The sequence below is a fragment of the Neobacillus sp. GCM10027624 genome (assembly GCF_042675345.1).
Lineage (GTDB): Bacteria > Bacillota > Bacilli > Bacillales > Cytobacillaceae > Neobacillus > Neobacillus cucumis_D.
In genome coordinates this window covers 175,402-201,280 of sequence record NZ_JBHTHD010000010.1, presented here as the reverse complement: position 1 = coordinate 201,280, position 25,879 = coordinate 175,402, and the positions used below count along the sequence as shown (strand labels likewise).

Annotated in this window: 15 protein-coding genes; 1 reads left to right on the top strand and 14 read right to left on the bottom strand. The window is 34.2% G+C overall.

Going from position 1 to position 25,879, the window contains the following annotated elements:
- Positions 1 to 55 precede the first annotated feature (55 nt).
- The 14 genes from ACFQZ9_RS15315 to ACFQZ9_RS15250 form a co-directional block, all read right to left on the bottom strand.
- A complete protein-coding gene (locus tag ACFQZ9_RS15315) occupies positions 56 to 394 on the bottom strand; it encodes an EamA family transporter (RefSeq protein WP_498944588.1) in 339 nt (112 codons plus the stop codon).
- The gene (locus tag ACFQZ9_RS15310; RefSeq protein WP_498944460.1) at positions 381 to 728 is read right to left on the bottom strand and encodes a DMT family transporter; all 348 of its coding nucleotides are present in this window, start codon (positions 726 to 728) and stop codon (positions 381 to 383) included. Before ACFQZ9_RS15310 ends, ACFQZ9_RS15315 begins: the two co-directional genes overlap by 14 nt.
- A complete protein-coding gene (locus ACFQZ9_RS15305) occupies positions 721 to 2,466 on the bottom strand; it encodes a DUF6020 family protein (RefSeq protein ID WP_498944459.1) in 1,746 nt (581 codons plus the stop codon). The genes ACFQZ9_RS15310 and ACFQZ9_RS15305 overlap by 8 nt, the downstream gene beginning before the upstream one ends.
- On the bottom strand, positions 2,463 to 3,398 hold the full coding sequence (locus tag ACFQZ9_RS15300) for a glycosyltransferase family 2 protein (protein ID WP_498944458.1): 936 nt from the start codon (positions 3,396 to 3,398) through the stop codon (positions 2,463 to 2,465). Before ACFQZ9_RS15300 ends, ACFQZ9_RS15305 begins: the two co-directional genes overlap by 4 nt.
- A 69-nt stretch (positions 3,399 to 3,467) precedes the next feature.
- Positions 3,468 to 4,640 (bottom strand): glycosyltransferase family 4 protein, encoded by a 1,173-nt coding sequence (locus ACFQZ9_RS15295; protein WP_498944457.1) that lies wholly within the window; start codon positions 4,638 to 4,640, stop codon positions 3,468 to 3,470.
- 26 nt (positions 4,641 to 4,666) lie between these two features.
- Positions 4,667 to 7,891 (bottom strand): CDP-glycerol glycerophosphotransferase family protein, encoded by a 3,225-nt coding sequence (locus ACFQZ9_RS15290; RefSeq protein WP_498944456.1) that lies wholly within the window; start codon positions 7,889 to 7,891, stop codon positions 4,667 to 4,669.
- Between the two features lie 90 nt (positions 7,892 to 7,981).
- A complete protein-coding gene (gene galU / locus ACFQZ9_RS15285) occupies positions 7,982 to 8,872 on the bottom strand; it encodes a UTP--glucose-1-phosphate uridylyltransferase GalU (protein ID WP_498944455.1) in 891 nt (296 codons plus the stop codon).
- A 198-nt stretch (positions 8,873 to 9,070) separates the two neighbouring features.
- Positions 9,071 to 12,406: a CDP-glycerol glycerophosphotransferase family protein gene (locus ACFQZ9_RS15280; RefSeq protein WP_498944454.1), complete on the bottom strand. Its 3,336-nt coding sequence runs from the start codon at positions 12,404 to 12,406 to the stop codon at positions 9,071 to 9,073.
- A gap of 101 nt (positions 12,407 to 12,507) precedes the next feature.
- Positions 12,508 to 13,539: an acyltransferase family protein gene (locus ACFQZ9_RS15275; protein WP_498944452.1), complete on the bottom strand. Its 1,032-nt coding sequence runs from the start codon at positions 13,537 to 13,539 to the stop codon at positions 12,508 to 12,510.
- 516 nt (positions 13,540 to 14,055) lie between these two features.
- Complete coding sequence (locus tag ACFQZ9_RS15270; RefSeq protein WP_498944450.1) at positions 14,056 to 14,772, bottom strand: polysaccharide deacetylase family protein; 717 nt, start codon at positions 14,770 to 14,772, stop codon at positions 14,056 to 14,058.
- Between the two features lie 107 nt (positions 14,773 to 14,879).
- Positions 14,880 to 15,653 (bottom strand): serine hydrolase, encoded by a 774-nt coding sequence (locus ACFQZ9_RS15265; protein WP_498944449.1) that lies wholly within the window; start codon positions 15,651 to 15,653, stop codon positions 14,880 to 14,882.
- Entirely contained in the window at positions 15,646 to 16,149 is a 504-nt protein-coding gene (locus ACFQZ9_RS15260) for a serine hydrolase (RefSeq protein WP_498944448.1), read from the bottom strand. Before ACFQZ9_RS15260 ends, ACFQZ9_RS15265 begins: the two co-directional genes overlap by 8 nt.
- A gap of 176 nt (positions 16,150 to 16,325) precedes the next feature.
- Entirely contained in the window at positions 16,326 to 17,339 is a 1,014-nt protein-coding gene (gene galE, locus ACFQZ9_RS15255; protein WP_498944447.1) for a UDP-glucose 4-epimerase GalE, read from the bottom strand.
- Between the two features lie 443 nt (positions 17,340 to 17,782).
- On the bottom strand, positions 17,783 to 24,358 hold the full coding sequence (locus ACFQZ9_RS15250; protein WP_498944446.1) for a lamin tail domain-containing protein: 6,576 nt from the start codon (positions 24,356 to 24,358) through the stop codon (positions 17,783 to 17,785).
- Between the two features lie 225 nt (positions 24,359 to 24,583).
- On the opposite strand from ACFQZ9_RS15250, the gene ACFQZ9_RS15245 reads away from it, so the two are divergent.
- Complete coding sequence (locus ACFQZ9_RS15245; protein ID WP_498944445.1) at positions 24,584 to 25,795, top strand: HupE/UreJ family protein; 1,212 nt, start codon at positions 24,584 to 24,586, stop codon at positions 25,793 to 25,795.
- Positions 25,796 to 25,879 lie beyond the last annotated feature (84 nt).

Genomic DNA, 25,879 nt, shown 5'->3' with positions numbered 1-25,879 from the left:
TTAAATCACTTCTTTTGTTTTTACGATACGAAATCTGAAATACGCATGTTATACATCAGGTATGTCTAGATAATAAAATACAACCTACTAGGATAAGTGAGATTCCTATCAACTTTTTCTTAGTAATTTTCTCTTTTAGCCATATTCTCGAAATAAGCATAGTCCAAAAATAGGTAATAGATGTCAACGGAAAAACAATCGAATATGGGAGTCTTTTCAGTAATAAAATATTTAATAAAGCACCTGCGACATAAAAAAATCCTCCAATTGACAAAAATAAAAAAAGGCTTAGTATGCTTTTTGACAAGAAGGAACTGGCCTTTTTAAAATAAAAGCCACCTAATGAACCAAAAAGTGTCATAACTATTAACAGTAAAACTTTAATTGGATTCACCGCCAATCACAACAACTCCTGCCATGATAAACAGAATCCCAAGTATTGACCCAATACTAATATCTTCATTTAAGAAAATCGCCCCAAGAATAGTACTGACAACATAACCTACACTTAATAATGGATGTAAAATTGAAAGCTTACCAAACCGGAATGCAAAGATCATTAATACGGCTCCAAGAAAATACAATAAAAATCCAATTAATAAATTAAAATTAAAAGCTGCATTAGAAAGCTTCCAAAACAATTGACCAAATGATGTACAGAGTGAAGCCAAAATCATTAATCCAATCCCAACATAAATTCCATTTTTTTTAATTAAAAAATTATCCATTGCTTTTTTCCTCTTTTAGATTAGGATTAATATAAGCCATAAAAGGAAAAACAAAACTTACGAACACACTAGGAAGTAGATATCTAAAATCCTGTGCGGGTAGTGCTGCAGCAATTGAAAGTAGATTTAATAAAAACGGTAATACAACAACACCTGACCTCCACCCATTTTTCAATAAGATTACAACTGAACATATCAAAATGATAAAGGAGTATAGTGCTGGGCGCCATACAACCTTAATATACGGATTTAATTTTGATTCTTCTAAATACTTTGTAACCCATTTATTCAAAGAAGAACTGATTGGACTACTTTCAATTCCAAAATTATTTTTGTTTACCCCAATATTATAGATATATTCATAACCACCTTCAGGAATTCTCATTTGCCAAACAAGAGATGATTGCTTTATGTATGCATCTACCACTAATAATGGATTTTGAACAACTACTTTCCCCCAAGTTTTTAAATATTTGGGGAAGTCATCAAAAATAACCTCGCGGTGATAATTCCCCCAGGAAAATTTAATAGGGTCTACCGTATAAGGATTATATTTTTCTTTCCACATTTTTATTGGAAAAATACTGTTGTAATAATTTAGTTGTTCTTCAGTGAGATTACCGTCATTCTTAATGACATTGGCTATTTGTTGAGTTGGAATCGATAAAGCTTCATTTGGATCAGATGATTCAACTCCCAAGTATTTGAATATGGGTCCAGTCAAAATTTGATGGGCTATAACTAAAATAATAAGGATTGAACATGTTACTTTTAAAAGGGACTTCCAATAGATTAAAATCAATACAATCATTGTGAAAACAAATACAGGAAAACCATTGTGCCGGTAAAATACCACTCCAAATGATGAAAGGAAAAATAATAAATAATTTCCTTTATGCTTTAACCACAATCCTTTGGAGTAATTAATTAGAAATAAATGAACTGTAAAAAGAAGTATACTAACGCTAAATAATATATCCTTCCAAATGATAATGGAAAAAACAGTAAAGGATGGGATGATAGCCATAATTAGACTCATAATGACTAAATGATACTTTTTTACCCCAAGCCTTTGTAATTGTACAAAAGTTGTAGCAAAAATAAGGGATAGCACTGCAATTTGAAATAAACTTACTATTGCAGGTGAATCCCAAATATAGGTCAGGAGCATAATTGTCCATGTAAATATAATAGGATGCCAATCATTGAATTGCTTTGTATGAACCTGATTCCAGGAGTTTAAAGAATCGGTGGACATTCCTGCCGGATAGAAGGCCATCCAATAGACAATTCCTGTTAAAAAAATAATTAAAAAAAAGGTTACAAAATCTTTTAAACCAGCTTTTTTTGTAGACTGAATATTAGTCCTTTTTATTAATGCCATCGAAAAAAGGCTAATACAAACAAATATTAATAAAAAGCTACCTAAGTATGTTAATAAAATAATAAATAAAGAATTATCCTTCAGAAAATTCTGAGGGCCTCTTGAGCTGATTAAAAACAAAATAGCAAACAAAGAGGAGGTATAAGTTATTACCTTCTCTTGCTTATTTGGACTACTGACTAAACCTTTAAAACATTTTTTATAATAAATAAGGTGGATAGCAAAAACGATAAAAAACTCAATTATCAAATAGGGAATCGGAATATTTCTTATGGGTATATAGAAGAATGCAATCCCCACCGTTGAAATAAGCGAAATTAAAATTAATAGGAAAAAAGAAAGTCTTATCTTCATTTTCCTCCTCCAAGTTCAGATGATAAACGTATTAGTTCTAACTCGTATTGTTTTTTATTTTGGGAAGAAATTGTATCTAAAATCAAGCCGCAGGCAAACGAAAGAACGGAAAGTATTACTATACCAACAGCAAGAATGGCAGAAGGTACTTTTGTAATATAGTCCGTTTTCATAAATTCATAAATTACCGGCATTCCAACAGCTAGGCCCAAAATTAATAAGATGACAGACCAAAGACTAAAAAATTGAAAAGGCTTAAATTCCTTAAATAAAGTAAAAATCATATTTAAAACTTTAATCCCATCTGAGAAGGTATTAAGTTTTGACTCGCTTCCTTCAGGACGGTCTCGATAATCTATTGGGACTTCTTTGATTTTAAATTTCTTATCAAGGGCATGTAAACTCATTTCTGTTTCGATTTCAAAACCAGGGCTCATAATTGGCATTGTTTTGACAAAAAGTTTATCAAAAGCACGATAACCAGTCATGATATCTTTTATATTGCTTTTATATAGGAAATTAATTAGACCTTTAACAAGGTTATTCCCTGTATTATGAAACATTCTTTTGTTCTCATCAAAGTAGGTTCCATTCGATAATCTGTCACCAATAACTAAATTTGCCTCATGGTTAACTATAGGTTTTATCATCTCATGAACGAATTCAGCAGGATAAGTATCATCACCATCCACCATTACATACACATCTGCTTCTATTTCCCTAAACATAGAACGGACTACATTCCCTTTTCCTTGCATTGTTTCCTTCTGTACAACTGCTCCATGTTGTTTTGCCACCTCAGAAGTACGGTCAGAGGAATTATTATCATAAACATAAACTGTTGAATCCGGCAGTTCCCTTTTAAAATCATCTATAACTTTTCCAATTGTTAGTTCTTCATTATAACAAGGTATTAAAACCGCTATTTCCATACTGCACCTCATATCTAAAAATATTACATAACTAAATTAATGAATCTTTCAACGTAAAAGATTAGACCCTTATTTTTTTAATTTCAGCTGTTCTTGAATTAGGTTATCCCATTTTCTTCCTACTACATTAAACGTATATCTTTCTACATTTTCTTTAGCCTTTCTCCCCATTTTTTTCCTTAATGTTTCAGATTCAATCAAAACTGATAAACCATTTGCAAGTCCATCAATATCCCCTTCTTCTACCAGAATTCCATCTACCTTATCCGTAATTACTTCCTTGGGACCCGTACATGCAAAACTTACACATGGTACACCGACCGACATTGCTTCAATCAAAACCATCCCAAATGATTCACGTCTTGAGCTTAAAGCATAAATGGAGGAATTAACCATTTCATTCAGGATATTATCTGTTTTGGGCATCAAAAAAGTATTATTATAAGACTTCAATTCAAAGATTAGATTTCGATACACCTCTCCCTCTGAACCAACTCCAAATATTTTTAATTTCCAATCAGGGTGTTTCTTAATAACTTTAGAAAATGCTTGGATCAGTAAATCAAACCCCTTTTCGTATGAGTATCTACCCGCTGCAATAATCACCTTATTGTCTAATTCGGCAGATTCCTCAGGAATATGTGTAGCATTTTCAATTTTATATATTTTTGCACGGCCTCCTTTAAGAACTTCTTCATAATCTGCTTTATCTGCATTGGTTAAACAGGTTAAGGCATCAAGTTTCTTGTAATATTTCTTAATTTTCCTTTGAAGATTTTCGGTATGTGCCTCAAAAAATTTATGTTCTTGTCCAATTTTTATCACATTCTGATTGGTATATTTTGAAGCTAAAATATTAAAGGATGGAATAGTAGTAATTAAAACTCCACTATTGATCTTTTTTATTACAGATAATAACTTTAAATCAATAAACAAGTTAAACATTTGATACAAATCTTCACTTTTATCGATAAGGAAGCTTGGAATTTTTAAAAGCATCTGTTTTAAAAATCTTTTGTACCCTGGAGTATTATTTGTAAATAGCATTCCTCTTCTAGCATCAAATAATGGGGTGAGCTTTATTTTAGGATTAAGAATAAAAAGTGGTTTTTCACTAGTTCTTCTTATGCTAATAATTTCCACCTTGTAGTCTTTGGAAGCAAAGTAATTGGCTGTATTCGCAACAGTTCTTACCGTACCACCCATGCCATAAATATTGTAAACCAAAAATGTAATTTTCAATTCTTTCGCCTCTACTCTTCAGTGAATCATTTGTTATTAAGTTTTTTTATCTCATTATAGATCCTTTTTGAATTCGCTCTATCTCGATAAGAGTAGTATTTCTTGGATTTAACCTGATATATTGGCTTATATTTATAATCATTATGAACATAAAAAGTAATCAATTTTAATAGCCCTTCTTTGGCATATGCTACATCCCCGATTAAATCTTTTGTAAAATCCACATAAGAACCTCTTCGTTTCAAATATTCATGAATGTCAAACTGATAAAAAATAATCGGCTTTTTCAAATAATTGAAATCAAAAGCAACGCTGGAATAATCAGTTATTAGTAAGGCGCTTTCCTGAATGAGATCCTGGACACTTTGTTCACCTATATTTACTATTTTTATCCTTTCATTTAATGAAGAGAAATAATGCATATATTTTTTTTGAATTTCAATATGGGGGAAAAACTTTAAGATTGCATTATTTTCTTCCAGAAGTTTATGCAAATAATGATCTTCCAATAAATCTATACAATTCAAATAAAAATCAGATGAAATAAAGTTCGTTTCAGAATCAATAATCCATTCTCTCCAGGTAGGAATAAGTAGGATTTCCTTTGTTGTTTTTTCCTTACTTTTATCAACTAAAGAGTCAAATCTTGCTAAGCCTGTTACCATTATCTGCTTTGGTTTAAAATTCATTTTCTTTATTAAAATCTCTTTTTCATGTACTGATGAGACAACAAACTTTTTTATCTTTCCATTGTATGAATCCTTATTGAATTTTAACTTTTTCATTGCAATGATTCCATGTTGAAGATAGATCATGTTTTTAGGGTTACTATTCATTTTATTGTGTACAATACTTGGCGTTACATCACGTATACCATGGCTTACAATTAAATATTGGCAAACCCAATATAAAAAGTAATGTTTAAAACTGTCATACCTGACGATATTTTCATGATACTGAATTAAATTTTTTCCATTTTTATTATCTTCCTTACTTACGTAGTAATACCTTTCACTTTTTTTGTTTTCTATACAATACTTAAAGAAAGCAAAACCATTATCCTGAGCGATTTCTCCTAGGTTTTCTCCGATTAACCATACAGGCTTTTTTATAAACCCTTTTGTAATTTTTGAAAGTCCCTTGGCCAAAAAAAACTTAATTTTTTCTTCAATTTTTTCATTAGCTCTTAGTTCCCTTATTTCAAAATTTAGGTTTTTACTTTTGCGGTCAAAATAAAGGGAGAAAAATAATTTTTCATCTACTCTTATAGCTTTACTCTTAAAAGTAGAATTTACATCAACTAACCCTGAGTCATGCCCCCTCACTCTCGACTCAACGGTTTGAGCATTTAAATATAATGAAAGAAATATTTCATAATTACCAGAATCAAGAGGAGAACCTCCCAAAATATTTTCACTAATTTTAAAAAGGTAGGTTTTGTTTCTACTGATTTCTTCGGGAAATATTTTAATTTCCTTTTCTGTAATTACATTTTTCAAAATTAATTCAACATCATTTGAATGAATCGGAACCTTCTCAATTTCCGCAGATATTTCAATGAATAATTTTTTATTTTTCCGAGTCAAGCCAATGCAATTTGCTTTCAATGAATTTCCAAGTGTTACTAACAAATTGTTTCTTCTACCATAATAATGCCTAACATGAAGAGGATAATCGTTATTTGTAACATATAAAGGTGGATATATAAAGATTCTAGATTTGTTTGGAATATCATCAAAATTTGAAACTAATTCAAAAAAATATTCTTTATCCGCAATTAGAATTGAAATCATAAATTGATAATCATTTCCCTGTACAACATCGATATCCAAGGTTCGCCAATCAACAACCCCCGTAAAATAAACTATTTCGTTTACTTTTTTGAATTCGAATAAAGAGAGAATCTGATCATCTCCATTAACATTTTGGAGAAATATTTTTTGCGGAGTGAAGTTAAGATTCTTATTAAAAATAAAACCATTTACAACCGTCTTTCCATTTTCTAGCTCTATTTTAGTTATATCACAAGTAAAAATATCATCCGTTATTTGAAAGGCTAAATTATCGTCAATCGTAATATACGAACGTATATTTTTTAAAATGCCATATTTAGTATTAAAGATTGGTTTTGAAAAGCCTTTGAACTCTTCATTTTTTTCATTTAAGTTCATTTTTATACGGACTAGTTCAGTAATACCACTGATTTGCAGTGAAACAAAAACATCCCAAATACCTATTTCCTTAATAATGTTTTTTGTATCATCGAAATAAAATTTAGCTAAAAATTCTCCTTTATGATCTATTTCAATCGGAAAGCTTATTTGCTCTTTTGTCCTTCTATTTATGAGAACAATTTGAGTAACCTTATCTTCCTTACTAGTAACAAGACAGAAGGGAAGAAATCCCTGGATTAATAATAAATTCCCCTTTAATGAAACCTTTTTAATATCAAATAAAATAAATTTATGCTTATTTTTCTTAATATGAATGATGATTTGGGCTTTTTTGCTTTCACTTATTTCGAAATAATATAGGGAGTTATTATATTCCAAGTAGTCCCCTTGAACCTTCGGTTCGTCAAGAAAATAGGTAACATCCATTACTTTTTCAATGTTGTTTAAAGTTACTAAACAACGTAGTTGCCAATCACCTTCATAAAAAGAGTAATTTCCTAGGTTGATTACCAGATTAAATCGATCACTATTTGTTGTAAAATATTCGAATAATATTTTCTCGCTTGTATCATTATTTTCTAAATAAAAGCTTTTTATATTTATCTCGTTATAATTAAGCCCCTTATAAACTCTACCACTTATTTCAAATCTTTTTCCTTTATATGAATAAATCGTGGTTGCTTCTATTCTTGCCTCTTCCAACAGTTTCCTATTTACTACAACATGGTCCGATTTGGAAATAAGAAAGATTTCCCCACTAATAGTTACAGTAAAGTCCTTTTTTAACTTATTAATAATTTTAATGTATTGGTTATTATTTTGAGTATAAATAACCAAATCCAACATACATCCATTCTGAACTTTACTAATTTCTTTATATGGAATGATAACTTCAATTCCATTATCTACAATGTTAGTCTGAGTTTTCAACAAAAAATCTGAACCTTCGGATAATGCTACAATCCCAAATGAAAACTCATTTATATCATTAATCCTATTTTGATCCACATTAAAAATCAATTTAATCCGTTTATTTTTTAAACGATAAATCGCTTCTAAAAAAACATTAAACTTCAATTAACTCATCTCACATTTCTTCATGAATTCAAAGGGTTAATTCAAAAGGTAAATGCACCCCTGAATTTTACATGGGTGTTAACTTATGATTTAAAGGTTAACATCCGCTGGGTATGAATTTACAATTCCCTGTAAATATTTTAAAATATCCTCTTTAAGTTCGTTATTTTTCAAAGCGAACTCAATTGTGGTTTTAACAAACCCTAATTTTTCCCCAACATCAAACCGTTTCCCTTCAAATTCGTAACCGAATACACGTTGTATCTGGTTTAATTTTTGAATAGCATCAGTTAGTTGTATTTCCCCACCGGCCCCTGTTTCTTGCTCATCAAGAAACATAAATATTTCTGGTGTAAAAACATAACGGCCGATAATGGCCAAATTTGAAGGTGCTTCAGCTTGTGTAGGTTTCTCCACAAAACTATTCACCTGGTACCTTCTACCTATTTTCGTAGCAGGATCAATGACTCCATATTTTGAAAGCTCTTCATTTGGGACCTGTTGTACACCGATAACTGAGGATAGTGTTTCTTCATACTGTTTTATTAATTGACTTAGACAAGGAATATCACTTTGAACAATATCGTCTCCTAATAAAACTGCAAAAGGCTCATCCCCAATAAAATTACGTGCACACCAAACAGCATGCCCTAAACCTTTAGGTTCTTTTTGTCTTATATAATGAACATCTGCAAGATTTGATGAATATTGTACCTTTTCAAGAAGATCAAATTTTTCTTTTTCAATTAAGTTCTTTTCTAGTTCAGGTGCAAAATCAAAGTGATCTTCAATCGCACGTTTTCCCTTTCCTGTAACTATGATAATATCTTCAATTCCCGAAAAAACAGCTTCCTCAACAATATATTGAATTGTAGGTTTATCTAATATTGGCAGCATTTCTTTAGGCATCGCTTTCGTAGCAGGCAAAAACCTTGTTCCTAATCCTGCAGCAGGTATTATAGCTTTTCTCACTTTTTTCATACTTACGCCTCCGAACAAATTTATATATTTTTACTTTTAAATTATTTTTTTATTTGATTCTATCCCGGCCAAACTTCTTTCCTGAAACTCTGACAAATTTCTATTAGATTTTAGCAATTTTTCTTTTTTATGTATAGGAGTTGAAATAATATAGATAAAAACAAGCTATTGAAAATTATCCAACAGCCTGTTTTTTTACTACTTAAGCTTTGTATTGGTATCAAATATTTGATTTACTAATCTTTCTGCAGCAACCCCATCTTCTAACTGGCAGTACTTATTGTAAAAGAAATTATATTTATCTTTGTATTTTTCCTGAACTTCATTAATATTTCGAAGTGCATTTATTAGCGTTTCATTCGTTTTTATTAATGGCCCTGGCGCTTCTTTTTCAAAGTCCATATAAAATCCACGTAATTGATCACGATAAAACTCCAAATCGTAGGTATAAAATAAAATTGGTCGTTTTAAGTTTACAAAATCAAACATGACCGAAGAGTAATCCGTGATTAGGACGTCTGTAATTAAATACAGTTCTTGTATGTCAGGGTATTTTGATACATCAAAAACAAAATCCTTATATTCTTCAGGAATCGTCACTTTATTCTTAATCACAACATGCATTCTTAGCAACAGTACATACTCATTCCCCAGCTTTTCTTTCATCAGTTCAAAGTCAAAAGGAATGTCGAAGGTAAACTGATTTGTTCCGTTCGTTTGATTATCCCTGAAAGTTGGCGCATAGAGGATAACCTTTTTATTTTCTGGTAACTTTAAACTATTACGTATTTTACCTGCTAGCACTTTTCTTTCTTCACGGTAAAAAATATCATTACGGGGATATCCTATTTCAAGAATATTCCCTTCATAACGAAATGCACTTTTAAACGCATTGGTTGCATATGGGCTGGGTGAAATCAAATAATCCCAAGTTTTTGTTGCTGCTGAGACACGCTCTACATAATCATCCGTTCTTCCCTGGACATTTTCTATATCAAAAAGCATTTTTTTTAATGGTGTCCCATGCCAAGTTTGAACATAGGTAGTACCCGGTCTTTTTTTGATATAAGTTGGGAAGTTTTGATTGTTGACCCAATATCCGGCTTTTGCTAAATAATAATAGTATTTAACACTTAGCCTTTTTACATATATGGTGTTACGATCTTTAAAGCGTTTCTGCTTATTATAGACCCACACCTTCTTATATTTTAAGCCTCTTCGAACAATTTCCTCATAAATATAGCGAGGACTATCAGCATATTGTTGTCCTAATCCACTTTCGAAAAGAATTAAATTCTTATCAATAGGAACCACTGTCTTAGCTGCTTTATAGAAAATCTTCATTGTTGGAAAATAAAGTTTACTTTTCCTAAACTTACGATAAGCGGCTTTAACAAACTCATTTTTAAACAAGGATAAATAAAGTGGTTTTCTACGAATTTTAAGTGTTCTCTCGTAAATTCTTTTACAAGAGTTTAAATCGTGGAATTTTAAAAATCTCCCCGCACGTTTCTTATATTCTGGTTCCATTTCAAAATCAGTTCTTGCATATTTTTCAACACAATTAAGCACTTCATCAAGGTCATATACAATATCTCCCGGAAGATCATTATCTAAATCAAGATGAGATGGTTGTTTTCCGATAAATCGATCACGATCGAACTGATAATAAATGATTGGTTTATGTAAGAAACTTATGTCAAAGGCGACACTGGAATAATCAGTGATCATAAGAGAACTTTCTTTTAATAAAAATTGAACATCTACTTCTCCCTGACTTACGATTCTAACAGGTGCGTCACTAAAAAAATGCGTAAATCTTTGCATATTAGGATGTAAACAAAGGACAATTTCAAAATGATATTTTCTTGCATATTCATGAAGATTAGGATGATTAACTAACGAGCGGTACCGCTCAAAATACTCACTTTCTAAGAAAATTTCATCGTTAACGATCCATTCACGCCATGTCGGTATTATTAATAATTGTCTTTTTACTTCAACATCATTTCGAAAAAGGCTGTCAAATCTAGATAAGCCTGTAACCGCTACATCAGCTGGGTTATATCCGAAATCTTGGACAATATAACTTTTTTCATAATCAGAACTAACAATAAATAAGTCTGTATCAAAGCTTGGGGATTTAATTCCATAAAAATGGACAGTGTTTTTAGTTCCCATAACCCCATGCTGTAAAAATACTTTCTTTGCCTTTACGACCTTTTTAAAATTATCTGTTCTTAGAGGATACAAGTAATCAGCATGATGAGAACCTATTACTCTTCTTGCCATAATTGTATGCCAGATATGTTCTTTAGAACCATAAAACAATATGTTACCAAGTTCTTTTACGTTCTCTAATTCCGGAGAGTCCTTTTCAATAACATAATTTACATTTAACTCCGGATGCTCTGTTCGCATATATTTAAAAAAACGATATCCGGTATCTTGCGCTTTATAAGGACGTTCTCCAACAATCCATATATTTCGATATGCGTATAAAGGTCTTAAAAGCCATGCCCATTTCATCATTCGTTTCAAATAAACAAGAATATCCCTTTCGAACTTATTAATTTGAAGGGAAAGATTAAAATATTTAATGGTATAGTATGGAGTTGCAATATACATCATATCTCCCCCGTCTGCATATGCAGGTTGAGAGTATCCTTTTGCTCGAATGGATGGATGACCCATTCTTACTGACGTATTTGCTATATTATAATTTAGATTAAGATCTAAAAAGAAGTCATATATATCCTCGTCTAAGGGTTTACCATTTAATACTGTATTTAGATTGATTGTTGTTTGATAACAATAAAAACTATTTCCATACGATTGAACGGTTTTTTCTGGCATAAAATTTAATTCAACTGGGATTCGAACCTTAATTCCTGTTTCACGGCCCGAAAGTAAGATGAATGCCTCAACAATACGGAGACTATTTGTTGACACCTCACCACTAATAAAAAATTGATGCCCTGTTGATTTGATTTTATTAATTTTCACCTTTGGTTTGCTGTTCACTTCCTTATCAAATGCAACCGATACAAAATTGTTCTTAGTCAGATAGATAATTCCTGATTTTTCTCCTAATGTAAATTCATGTAACCCTTGAAAAATCGTCTTTTCGAATTTCCCAACCCTAATAAAATACTCTAAAATAATACTACCATCAGGACTTTGAATTGTTTCCGCAGTAGATTGAATCTTATTATATTGAATTTCCGTTAATCGATCTTTCGGAACTTGTACTAAAATGAAAAATTTATAAATCTCTTCCTGAATTTGTTCCTTGTATTTTGTTATATCAGTTTCAAAAGAGAATGTTGAAGAAAGATTAGTTTCAGCAATTTTAATCTTTGATTCTTCACTATTTGATATAAGCCAAAGTTCCTTTGCCTTGTAATTTTCATTTAATTCACCACTTATGTATAACTTTTGATTTTCCTGAATAATACATAATTGTCTTTTTAGTCGATCTCTATTTGAATTTGTTAAAAATCTTTTCAACTTTCTTAGTGTTTGAAATACCATCTTTATATTTACCACCCTAAATTTACGTATTTCTTTTTATATTTTTATTCTGTATAACTCACAATTTAATATTCATATACTGCTTTTGAAGACAAATAAGGTTATTTAGTTTTACTTTCCAATTGATGATTTTCGTAAGAGAAGATCTTTCCAGTAAAGAGAAAATTTATATATTTATTTTTCTGAACAAGAATCGCAAAGCACATTGGTACAGATATTCCTATTAAAGTATAAAGTGTATATTCTGGCCGAATATTTGCTAGCAAAACGGAGCAAACAGGAATATGCAAATACATTATAAACAGCGAGTTTTCTCCCAATTTGGATAAAACCTTTGGTACCTCTTTACTTACCTTAGAGATGATTCTGCTAATGAAAAGAATTAAAATCGTAAATATAAATGGGACAAACATGTCCAACATAAGATTTTTATAAAAAGAGTATTTCATATCAAATTGATAATTTAAACCATATAATTTATTAATTATTAGAAAAAATACACAAAACAACGCAAATAGTAATACATTTTTACAATTGTGAAAAATGTATGTAAATCTTTGTATATAAAAGCCAATAAAATAATAACTTAGAGCTATTGGGACAACATCAATATTCCATGGGAAAACCATATTCTCTGGAGTTCTCGTATGATTATTGTTGGGAATAAAATATATAGATAGTAAATGTGCTATGGTATATAAAATAGCAATTGTTAATCCCAAATACTTGTTATTAAGTCGGTTGCTTAAAAAAGAAAATATTATTTTCGTTAAAAAAAATACAGGAATAAACCAAAATACCCCACCAAGTACTTTTCCACTATAAAGATGTTTTTCCACCAAAATTTTAAAGCCCTCTAATCCATTATAAATAGGACTAACCCATAAAATAGATGCTATATTAATTAATGAAAAACTTACATAGGGAATAAATAATGATTTTATGTTTTGAAATAGACTTACAGGTCTACCTTTTTTGTACAAAAGGCCACTAATTATAAAAAAGGCTGGCATATGGAACCAATAAATAACATACCGATTTGCATATGGACTGTGCCCTAAAACAACTAAAATAATTAATATCCCTTTTGCAATATCAAGGTATTCCAATCTGTTTTTTATATTTTCCGTCATGTAGAATACTCCTTAAATTACTATTATATTATTTTAAATTAAATGTACCTTACCTATCCTTAAATTTAATTTTATTTCACATTTCGACAATATTCTTACTTGATTTTAACAATATAAACCGAATATGTATAGAATATGTAATTTGTTAAATATTTTTTCCTTTTAAAATGGAAAAGAAGGGTGCCCAAAAGCAGGCTTCTGGGACGCCCTTCTTTTAACAGCTACTTATACCTAGGAATTTCTAATCTATTTTGATAATAATCCATTATATTGTAAGCTCATAAATTTCTCCTACCTGTTTATGTGCCCAACCAATATCTGTTGCATATTGTTTCTATGGAACATCAAGATTCCAACGCATTTTGTATATCGTGTCACGTCCACTAGAAATAAAAGACCTGCTTTTTTACTTTTTATCTCATAATATTTTTGTAACTAGCTTTCAAGTATCGTACAGTAGGTCGATTATTAAAATATCCTATCTTTATAAACCACTACATCTTTACCTATAGTTTATTAAAACCTCTTATCCCCCCAAAAATTCATAACAATTTTATGTTTCGGATTATAAACCTGTAGGGTATAGCCCTTTTTTCGAAGATAATCGATAATAATAGGCAGTTGCTGTGCAGTCCCTCTTGAATCGTGAAACAGGATGACAATCGGAGCTTTTTTTCCGACAAGTCCTGATTTCACCCTCGAAGTGATTGTGCCAGGACTTGTTCTATTATACTTCCAATCTAGCGTATCAATATTCCAATCCCACATTTTAAAGCCTTTATTAGCCAAGGCATCCCGGAACGGCCTTGTCATATAAGGCTTGCTTCCATATGGGACTCTTGTAAGATGACTATTAAAATGGGCAACCTTAAGCAATGTCTGTCTTGTCTTTTCCATTTCAATCGCAACATTTTTAGAACTACCGCGATAGAGTTTTGTTATGCTATGGGATACACTGTGCAGCCCCGGATAATTGCCTTCGTTAATGATGCGTTTTACGGTTTTAGGGTTCCGTTTAATATTTCCTTCAATCATAAAGAAAGTGGCATGAGCTTTTTTCCTTTTTAAAATATCAAGAATTTTTGGAGTATACTGGTTGGGTCCATCATCAAAGGTTAGATAGACTACCTTACTAGAATGACGTTCAGCTGCATAAGAAACAGGAGTAGAAAAATATCCCGTACTCAATATTAGTAGCATAGCAAACAGCACGGTTGCCGACTTTTTAACCATGATTCTTCCCCCTCATAAGTCATATACTCTTATTTTTATGTTCTTGATTCCACTATTAGCAGTGCCAGCTTGCTCCTTTTTAAAAGGAATACTAGGACTGGTTCCATTTACTTATTGCTGGAAACAACAGTTATATCCTTGTTGGTTACATATCCCACTCTTCCGCCTAGGTCAATTATGTAAACATCGTTTTCTAACCTAGAAAAATAGCAATCTTGACCCTTTTTCAGAACACCGATAACCTTGCCGCCTGTTGGCTGGCTGAGAACATTTACATCTTGATTCATTTCAATAGCCCCAGTCTTTAGGGAAGAGGTGGTCCAATTCAATTTAATTGGACTTTTGATTGCTGTGACCGACTTCTTCTCGATATATCCTGTTCCTGTGCCAAATTTGATTCCGTACCAAGAACCTTGATTAGAAGTAATCTTAAAGGTTTCAGCTTTTATAAGTTTGCCGATTGCAGTTGTTTTTGACCTCTTTTGATAGACCGTAACATCTGCTTTACTTTTAAAATATTTCACAGTTGTTTTTGCTTTGTGATATTTATAAACAATTCTAGCCAAATCGGCAATTACCTTTTGAGATCTTTCATAGGAAATATTTTTTGTCATTATGGCTAACGTAAAGGGCTGCTGATGATAGATAATTGCCACGTCGTTATATACCTTGTACATCGGGATCATCCCTACTTTATGGGCAATCGATACTCCCTTTATCCCACTGGGAATTGTTGTATTGTATATCGTCTTTTTCAAATATCCGACGAGCTTCTTGCCATATTTACTCTTATTCGAGAATTGATAGAGCTTTTTAGCATAAATCGTTAAATCATTAGCAGAGGTTAAATTTTGTCCATTTGGATAGGTATATTTACCCAAGGCTTTTCATATATTTAATAAAATTCCCCTGGCCGACCCGTTCCTTTAACATAATAAAAGCAATATTATCGCTGTAGATAATCGCCTTTTTAACTAAGTCACGAATCGTGTAACGGGTTCCCACCTTTTGATATTGAATCACGCCGCTCCCGCCATAATAATGATGCTTTTTGTATGTCAGCTTTTGATTTAGGTTGATTTTCCCTTTAGATGCCTGCTCCATAATATAGAGGGTGAGTGGAAGTTTAATCGTACTAGCGGCCCGGCCGCTTGTTTTCCCTCTTATTTGCAAGCTATCACCCGTTATTAAATCTTGGTATTGAAGGGTCACTGTCCCTCCAGCCTTTTTTATGTATCGATTTAATTCTGCTGCTGCCTTTTTTGAAAAATCCTTCTGGGCTGTTAATTCTGCCGCACTTGCGCTTTGAGTTGGCAGCATCAAAGAGGCAATCATGAAAATGGCTAGTATTCCTTTTAAAAAACGTCCTATCTTCAACCTTTTTCCCCATCCTTTTTATAGTCTATATTCACTATAATTCTATCAAAAATATCCATATATTAGTATAGTCTACTCGGAATCAATTCGAAGGAGAACAAAAACGGCAGTAAAAAAGGGCGCCCCAAAATTTTGGAACACCCTAATGTTGATTTAGTTATAAAAGTTTAACCTAATTAAATATCATACCCATTCGGATTTTTGGATTGCCAATTCCAAGTATCTCGACACATTTCTTCCAAGTCTTTTTCTGCAGTCCACCCAAGTACTTTTTCTGCTTTATCAGGATTTGCATAACAAACCCCAATATCCCCAGGACGCCGATCGGTAATCGAATAAGGAATCTCTTGGGCAGTAACCTCTTTAAAAGTATTCACGATATCTAGAACACTGTATCCAGTCCCTGTACCTAAATTGAAGGTTTCGATTCCTTCATTGTGATCTAAGTATTGTAGTGCCTTCAAATGCCCCTTTACTAGATCTACCACATGGATATAATCTCTGACCCCTGTGCCATCGTGCGTTTCATAATCATTACCGAATACGGAAAGCCTTTCTCTTTTTCCTACAGCAACCTGTGAAATATATGGCATTAAATTATTCGGAATCCCACTTGGGTTTTCTCCAATTCTACCGCTCTCATGTGCACCAATCGGGTTAAAGTAACGTAATAAAGCAATTCTCCAAGTAGAATCAGAAACATTTAAATCCCTTAAAATCTCTTCAATCATTAATTTGGTCCGTCCATATGGGTTGGTTGCATTCAAACGAGCGGATTCATCGATCGGTACCCTCTCTGGGTTCCCATAGACTGTAGCTGATGAGCTAAAAACAAGTTTCTTCACATTATGTTTTGCCATTGTTTCACATAGATTAATTGTGCCGACTATATTATTATTGTAATACTTTAATGGAATTTCGACCGATTCTCCAACTGCTTTTAACCCAGCAAAATGCATAACAGCATCAAAATTGTAATTACTAAATAGTTGATCTAGAGCATCGCGATCCAAAATGTCAACTTCACAAAAAGGAAAATCTCTTCCTGTTAGTTCTTTAACACGATTGATTGATTCTTTTTGACTGTTGGACAAATTGTCCAGAATTACAATATCGTATCCATTTTCCAAAAGTTCAACAGCAGCGTGACTTCCTATATATCCCGCTCCTCCAGTAACTAAAATCGTCATAAAAAACACCTCACTATAAAAAATAACGACACTCATAATTAAATATTCACAAAAAGGATCTATTTATCCATTAAATTCAAATTACTATATTGATTTTAACCTTAATAGATTTAGTATATCAATTATCTTTTACATTTACCTGAATTTTACTAACAAAAAAACAAAGAAGTGCCTGTTGGACCCCCTTTGCTTATCTGTACAGGTAGGACGTATAACTCAATCCATCATAATTATAATAAACCTTTATAACGCTATTATAGGTGAAATTCGTGACTGACTTTTTTTGGATAAATGTAATAGGTTTGATAAGTCTGTCCACCTTTTGCTTAAAGTGTGAGATATTTTCCCCTCATAGAAATGCCCTCAAAAATTTGAGGGCATTCTCTTTTAAGCTATTATTTCTTTACACTGTAAAAGGCATACAATTATTCACCTTTATTTAATTACTTTCCTTGGTTCCCCTTCGGCACAGTTACAGTAGCAGTCGCTTTAGTACTATTGCCTGCTTTGTCTTTTGCCAAATAAGTAATCGTATATACTCTTCCATTACTTGTACCATTTCTTTCAGAGCGCAATTTAAATTCCGTATCCGAAGTCCCATAGTTTGCATCCTGAATATCATCTGCTGCAACATTGGTTTCGTTAACTATAATCGATTCCAGTACAACAGAATCAATTCCTGATAACGCATCCGAATACTCCAAATTCACCATAATATTTTCTAATTTATGATTTGGTACAGATAGAATTGGCTTATCTACTGTTGCCTTCAGCACAGGCGCCGTTTGGTCAACGATAAAGTTAACCGTTGTGACGTTACCCGCCTGGTCAGTTACAGTTAATGTATAGGATCCATCCATGGAAACAACAACTCCTGAAGGAACGGACTCCCCATTTAATAAACCACCTTGCTCATTAAATTCAACGACCACATCATGATTGTAAAGACCCTTTTCTTTTACACCAGTGACCACTGGAGCGGTTTTATCAATCGTAAAGTGAACGGTTGTTTCATTCCCTGCTCTGTCCTTTACTATCAATGTGTAAGTTCCTTCTTCACTAACTTTTGTGCGACTTTCGAAAGCTTCCCCATTTAATGTTGCAGTACCCTTATTAAAGGTAATGGTCACGTTCTTATTGTAGTAACTATTATCTGCAACACCTGTTACAGTTGGAGCGGTTTTATCAATCGTAAAGATTACAACTGTATCATTCCCGGCATCATCCGTTACCACTAAGGTGTAATCTCCCTCAGCTGAAACCGTTGTGCCGCTTGTAAAATCATCACCATTTAATGATGCGGTGCCATCATCAAAGCTAATGGTTAAATCACGATTATAGTAACCATCCTCTACTCCGCTAACCTTTGGAGCCGTTTTATCAATCGTGAAATCAATGGTTGATTTGTTTCCTACATCGTCCGTTACAATTAATGTGTATTTTCCTTCTTTGCTAACAACGGTACCACCTTCAAATACTTCTCCATTTAAAGTTGCGGTTCCTTCATTAAACGTAATCATCACATCTTGATTATAAAGACCCATATCCTTAACTCCTGTTACTTTTGGAGCTGTTTGATCAATGGTAAAAATAACGGTTGTTCCGTTTCCATATTCATCGGTTACAACAAGTGTGTAGGTTCCATCGTCACTAACCTTTGTTCCATTTTCAAAATCCTTGCCATTTAATGTAGCCGTTCCTTTATCGAAGGAAATGGTTACATCATGATTGTAAGAATGATTGTTTTCTACACCCGTTACCTCAGGAGCTTTTGCTGGTGTACCCATTAACTCTTTCGTATCACGAACACGAATCCGGTCGCCTTCCGCAAACTTACCGGAAAGTCCGACAGCTTCCAAGGTGTCACCTGCTTTAAGAGTTGGAACCGGGCCGCTTTGGTTCACGATATACCCATCAGTAAATACAAGTACATCACCGGAACCATCATTAATTACATAAGAATTTTCGTCGTATTTTTTTACAACAGTCCCTTTTACCTTGACTAGCAATCCCTGATTTGCGTTCGATGTTGCCTCACCCGTCTTAACTTCCTTCGGCTTAAGAGGTGTACTTTTGCCAACTCTTATCACATCTGTTGCAAAACTATTAAACTCGAATTCTTTGTTATTTTCATAGGTTTTAAGGTGTCCGTAAATACGTACCTTATCCCCTGCTTTTAATGAAGTATCTGGAGTTTCTTTAAATGCCATAATCCCTCCAGTTTCATCTTGAACATAGAAAGCATCAAAGAATACGCCGGCACTGGTTGTTACAGTTCCTTCGATTACTGCTTCTTGATCGTCAACTAATTTTCTTACATCGGCAATCTTCGTAACTTTTGCTTCACGATATGCAAGCCAGTTTACCGCATTGAGTGCCAACTCGTTATTTCCTTTTGGCTCGTATGACTCATCCATTTGCTTATCATTAAAGAAGTTCATGCCAGTGACAATCACACGGCCATTTTCACCGACTTCATCTGAAGCAATTAATGGAATCGCTGATCCGCCAGTGCTGTCAGATACGGCATCATAGGTATATCCACCTTTAATATTGCCTTGATATGTGGTGTCATTACCCTTTGCTAGGATCGTAACCTTACCAGATTGAGTTAACGGCTGACCATCTGCACCTGATAAGCTTGTACCACTGTAGTAATCAATGAATGATACGCGGTCTGTAATGTAGTTTGAAACAAGTCCTGGGTGTACCCTTACAGCCCATGGGCTTACAGCAGGATCAGACCAGAAGTTTCCTGTCTTACTATCATCAAAGACTCCGTCGTTACCCATGCGGATTGCTGTACCAATGTCGCTTAGTAAACCATTATTAATAGATGGGTCAGAGCTATTGTTACTCTTACCAGCCATCAATAATGAGCCGCCATTTTTCACAAACTTCGCAACTGCAGCCTGTTCATCTGCTGTAAGCGCTGTTCTTGGAGCAGTCATCACTAATACTTTTACATTGCTTAATACCTCATCGGTAATCGTGACTGTATTTTCAGCAACAGTATAGCCTTCTTTTTGAAGCTGTAATGTGAATGCTTTTAAATTATCTTTATACGAACCACTGTCACCAGATGTATTTTCGTTGCTGTGTTTTGCATCAATTAATACTTTGATTCCCAGTGGATCCTTAATTTTTACTGCAAGGTTAAATTGAACATCACCAATATCAAGTCCATCCTTAGAGGTTACAACTGCAATTAGCTTATGGTCCCCTGTCAGAGGATTATTCCAGATTGTAGATGCAGTGGATGAACCTTTGCTTAAAATTGATGAGATATCATTGGTTCCGATAAAATGGCCTTCATCTACAGAATCATAGTAGAAGTCTACCTTTAAGTTCGTGATTTCTTGTGTACCATTATTCGCAATCGTTGCCGATAATTTAGCAGGATTGCCGCCAACAATCACGCCACCGTCGATATCAATACTGTTAACCTTTACATCAACTGGCTGTTCTTTTGACCAGATTGGCGCAGAATAAATTCTTTCTCCATCCATCTGAGTTACTTTTACAACAAACCACTGCTGGCCGCTTGAAACTGTATACTCAGGTTTCCAAGAAAATTCTTTTTCCATTGGTGAGATGGAATCAACAACTTTTCCACCGCTTGTAATCAATTCAACACTCTTAATGCGGTCATCAGATTTATAGCTTGTTGGTAGATAGTTATAGTCTGAGTCATTATGAGCTTCAGCTACCAAGTCGCTTCCTTTGATGTCAAACTTTAATGTTTTTCTGTCAACCGTTGAACCCATGTAGTAGCCATTTGCTAAAACATCTAATGTGAAGTTTGGATCTTCTTCCATGTACACACGCATATTGCGCATTGAACGCATTAACGAATCTTGTGAAAGATCATCCGCAACGATAACCGTCCGTTGGTTTGTTTGACCCCAAGTTCCTTCATGGTTGTCCTCACCATAAGTAGGGGCAACATGCCAGCCTAAATCAAGTGCAGAAAAGAACTTAGCTTCAGCATTCGCATAACCATAGTGGCCGGATCCGTTTCCTACTTCAAGCATTGTAAATAATCGATCAACTTCTTTATTGTACGGCTTGAAGTTATTGAATGCATTTGCAGACATGTCTGGGTGGTTAAACTGACCAACGATATCATCATACGTCATAACCCATGCATAATACTGATTTAAATCTTGATATTGTCCGCTGTTGATTTTTCGATCGATAAAGTTATCGGTTCCGAAAATATTGGAGTGGCCCCATGTAGTTGAAGTCATTTCGAACGCAGGGAATACGACATAATCACTTGTTGTATATTGTTTAGCAAGATCTTTCTCTAATTGCCACTGCTCCCCGCCTTTACGCTCCTGCATTCCATTACGGTCAACAGTGTCTTGCCCAATTAGCGTAGGGTCAATATCATGTGAGTGGTCTGAAAAAGCAAACCAATCATAGTGATGGGCTTTACCTGCTTTTAATGCATCTTCAGGTGTTCCTGCCGCATCATGTGAAATGGCAGTGTGATTATGTGTTGTACCACGATAGTGATGTCCACCTGTGAATCGTGGAACGATTTCAAACGTCCATTCTTTTGAATTCGAATTTCCTTTTACATCCGTTGCTGTAACGCTCACCGTATGGGTTCCAAGGGCAAGGTCTTCAGTAGGAGTATATTTTACTTGTGTTTTGCTAATGGTTGCATCCGGAGCTGTTATTTCCTTATCATCAAATGTAAATTTGACAGAAGTTTCATCCACTCCGCTAGGGTCGTAAATTAATACAGAAATTTCAGGTTGCGGTGTTTCAATCTTATCTCCATTTTGTGGAGTTTCACCGCTGAATACTGGTCCAACTGTGTCCTTAATTACTTTAACAGCAAAAGGAGCAGCACTTGTCCCGGCTGTTTTCACCTGTTGGCCGGCTTTTGCCTCAATATAATATTCAAAGTCATTATTAGAGATATTTTCTTTATCTAATGTAGCTGTATAGCGACCCTCACTGCCTTTTGTCATTGGCAGTGCAGTATAATCGGTAGTGCCAGTTGCTCTGTAATAAACCGTCACAGACTCTGCGCCATCTGCGTTTGCTTCAAAAAGAACATTCGTGTCCTCGTAAACTTCTGTTAATGCTGTATGTGTGATCCCAAGAATTGGCGCAATATCTTTTACGTATCGTGGATAAATTTGGTACCCTGTAGTTAATTGTGTTTTATTCGTTGTATATTGACCTAATACCCCCGTTATGGTGTAGCTTTTACCAATGACTAGATCGTTATCTGGAACAATCCCTGTTGTACTCATAACCCGTAAGGTTGTAGCTTTATTGTTTTCATCAACAAAAGTTACATTATAGTTAGGTGGCGTACTTACAGTTGCAGATACTTTACCTGTCACGGTAACAAGGCTTCCTTCCAGTGGTTCTGCCGTTGCAAAGGTGGTTGAATCAACAATCGATAAGTCCTTTGGTTCCGGAACCGGCTCGCCTTCACTGATTTTTTCAATGGAGGAAGTATCAAATTCTAGAAGTCCGTTGTAAACAATAACCTTACCAGTAACCTTTAATTTATCTCCTTTGGTAACTTTAAAGGGAGTTTCATAGGTTGTGCTAAAAATATTGATTCCGCCTGTAGCATCTTGTATGTAGAAGTTTTGCTTCTGCGTTCCAAGAATTTGGTTATCTACAGTTGCGACACCTTCAATAGTAAAATACTTATTAAGATTTAAAGGCTGTCCATTTGAATCATAGGTTCTTACATCTTTAATCGTTGAAACTTTTGCTGTATCTGCCTTCGTAACGGTTACTGGAACGCTCTCTAGCATAATTCCTTTGGCAGAATTGGTGATTTGCGTTACATAAACAGTATCAGGAGCATTGGTAATAGTGGTTGAAAAATCTCCTGATGTGCCTGCTTTAATATCCTCACTGTTTAATTTTGCAGTGGAAGACGCAGTGTTATCAGAGTAAACATTAATGTTTGCATTCGCTGCAGCACTTCCTGCACCGCCGATTAATGTACCTGTTCCATCGTTAACCACATAGCTCAATTTGGTTTGATCAACAGATGCACTTGCTGTTGCAAGTTTAATTTCAATAGCTGCACTTTCTGCAAGGCCTGTTTGTGTTGAAGCTACAAAAACAGATGTGTAAGTTTTGTCAGTTGTAAAATCGACTGTAAAAGATCCATCAGCCGCTGTAGTAGCATTTCCAATTCCATTTACTTTGGTTGCGCTTTCATAGACCTTAATAGCTGAATTCGGTTCAGCGGCTTCAGCAGCCCCTGTTACCTTAACTGAGGTACCATTTTGTAAAAATTGAATATTAGTTCCTTTTGGCTGCAAGCTAATTTGCGGAACCATTGGGGCTTCGGTTGGACTTGCAGTGTTTCTTGGTGCTGCAACAGGTCCTACATAGAAATCAGCTTTATTATCGTCCGTATCCCATGCATTACCCTTACCAGGTGCTGGGTCAGTGTTTGCATAAGGACGTCGTTGAGCGCTTGCTGTATTTGATGGTCCACCCGTGGCACCAGTGCCCTCAAAAGCTGTTGCTGCTCCAAATCCAACAAAATCGATTGCTTCAGCCGGTTTTGCTCCTGAAGCTCCAGTAGTTTTGTCTTTAAATAAAGCTACTTTTCCAGAAGTTGCTGACATAGGTATTGCTCCTCCAGCATCCGGTGTTGGAAGATCAGCTCCACTTGTACCTCCGCCCTCAGAAATTAAGTAATATCCATGTGATTTAATCGTACCTGCTAATGGAGTCGCTTGCCAAGATGTTCCACCTGAAGAAGCATATTGGACAGACCAGTTCGTAAGGTCAACATCCTGATCCGTTGGATTGTACAATTCGATGAAGTCCTTATTGTAAGGAGCTGCTGTACTTCCTGAACCATTGCCACCCCCACCAAATACTTGAGAAATTACCACATGATCCGCCATATCTGCATGTGCCCTACCAATCAAACCGCTTGGCAAAAACGTGCCGATCAGAAGTAAAATCGCCATGAACGAGCTTGTCCAACGCTTAAATTTTTTATTTCTGAAATCCACTTTCTAACCTCCCTATAATTTAATTCTAATACTCTTTAATTCTACGAAATTTTTCGACTTTTAGATATATAGAAATCAATATTATTATATAAATATTTTGTAAATTTTTTATTTTCTGTATACAAATGTAGATGAAATATGATTATATAAAGGTGATTTGATTATCTTTTTAAAAATGGTATATACAGGAAAGTATTTCAAAATAGTAATTCAGGAGGTTTTTATGTGAACATTATTTCAGGTGAAAATCGACGAAGTCAGACGTCTACCATATATAGATTTATCCTTGCCATTTTTTTATTTGGAGTGTTTATATCTTGTGTTTACCACCCCATGACCGCCCAAGCACATGCCTATAGTGCTAGTTATACGCAAATAACAATGGATCAAAACAAGACAGAAGTGGTTTTTTCAATTGATACTTTATCTATTATTGAACTAATTGATGGGATTGATAAAAATAAAGACTGGGTTCTCCAGCAATCGGAAATAGACAAAGAAAAGCACCATATTGAAGAGCTTCTTACCGAGGGAATTGCTCTTGATAAAGACAACAATGAACAGACTCCAGAACTGGAAAAAATGAAAATCGTAAAAAAATCAAACAAAATATTTCTTTCTATCTATTTAAAGTACCCTGGCTTTTCTCCTGGGGAAACGATTAGCTTTAATGATGGTTTTTATGCCAACGACCCGACAACGAATTATGTAAATCTGATATCCGCTAATTATAAAGGTGAAACAAGTGAAGCAGCTTTACAAGGGGATAATCGGACATGGACAATGCTGCTCACCGAGGTTCAGCAGGAGCAACAATCCGACAGCGGACAAACGGCACAACCGGATCAAAACCAACAACATCAACCTCCTGCTCCACATGTTCAGCCAACTACATCAACCTGGTTTTCCTTTTTTAAGCTAGGGATGATGCATATCTTAACTGGTTACGATCATTTGTTATTTTTGCTTGCGTTGTTACTAAGAAAGCAAACGTTTAAGCAATATGCAGCCATTGTCACATCCTTTACCATTGCACACAGTATTACTCTTAGTCTTTCTGTGTTAGGATTGGTTTCCATCCCATCAAGGTTTGTCGAGGCGACAATTGCTTTTAGTATTTGCTACGTAGCTCTTGAAAATATTTTCAGAATAAAAATCCATCACCGCTGGACGATAACCTTTATATTCGGGTTAATTCACGGTCTTGGTTTTGCATCACTTTTAAGAGAAATGGCGATTTCTAAAAGCCATCTTGTCGTCGCCTTAATTAACTTTAATCTGGGAATTGAAGCGGTTCAATTAACGATTGTACTTCTGCTATTACCGCTTTTGACTTATATGTTCAAGTTGAAAGCTTCTCCTAAAATAGTGAAGTTCGGCTCAATGGTGATTGTTTTATTAGGAGCTATTTGGCTAATACAACGGATATTCTTTTAATATAAAACCCAAGAACTGCTCTTTATCCACTTCGACAAGAGCAGTTTATTTTACAAAAAATAGTGAAGAAGCCCCTCTGGAATT

Coding starts and splice junctions, on each gene's coding strand:
- ACFQZ9_RS15300 (WP_498944458.1), bottom strand. CDS start 3,398: ATGGAAATAGCGGTTTTAATACCTTGTTATAATGAAGAACTAACAATT.
- ACFQZ9_RS15270 (WP_498944450.1), bottom strand. CDS start 14,772: ATGGTTAAAAAGTCGGCAACCGTGCTGTTTGCTATGCTACTAATATTG.
- ACFQZ9_RS15305 (WP_498944459.1), bottom strand. CDS start 2,466: ATGAAGATAAGACTTTCTTTTTTCCTATTAATTTTAATTTCGCTTATT.
- galU (WP_498944455.1), bottom strand. CDS start 8,872: ATGAAAAAAGTGAGAAAAGCTATAATACCTGCTGCAGGATTAGGAACA.
- ACFQZ9_RS15280 (WP_498944454.1), bottom strand. CDS start 12,406: ATGGTATTTCAAACACTAAGAAAGTTGAAAAGATTTTTAACAAATTCA.
- ACFQZ9_RS15310 (WP_498944460.1), bottom strand. CDS start 728: ATGGATAATTTTTTAATTAAAAAAAATGGAATTTATGTTGGGATTGGA.
- ACFQZ9_RS15275 (WP_498944452.1), bottom strand. CDS start 13,539: ATGACGGAAAATATAAAAAACAGATTGGAATACCTTGATATTGCAAAA.
- galE (WP_498944447.1), bottom strand. CDS start 17,339: ATGACGATTTTAGTTACTGGAGGAGCGGGATATATAGGAAGTCACGCT.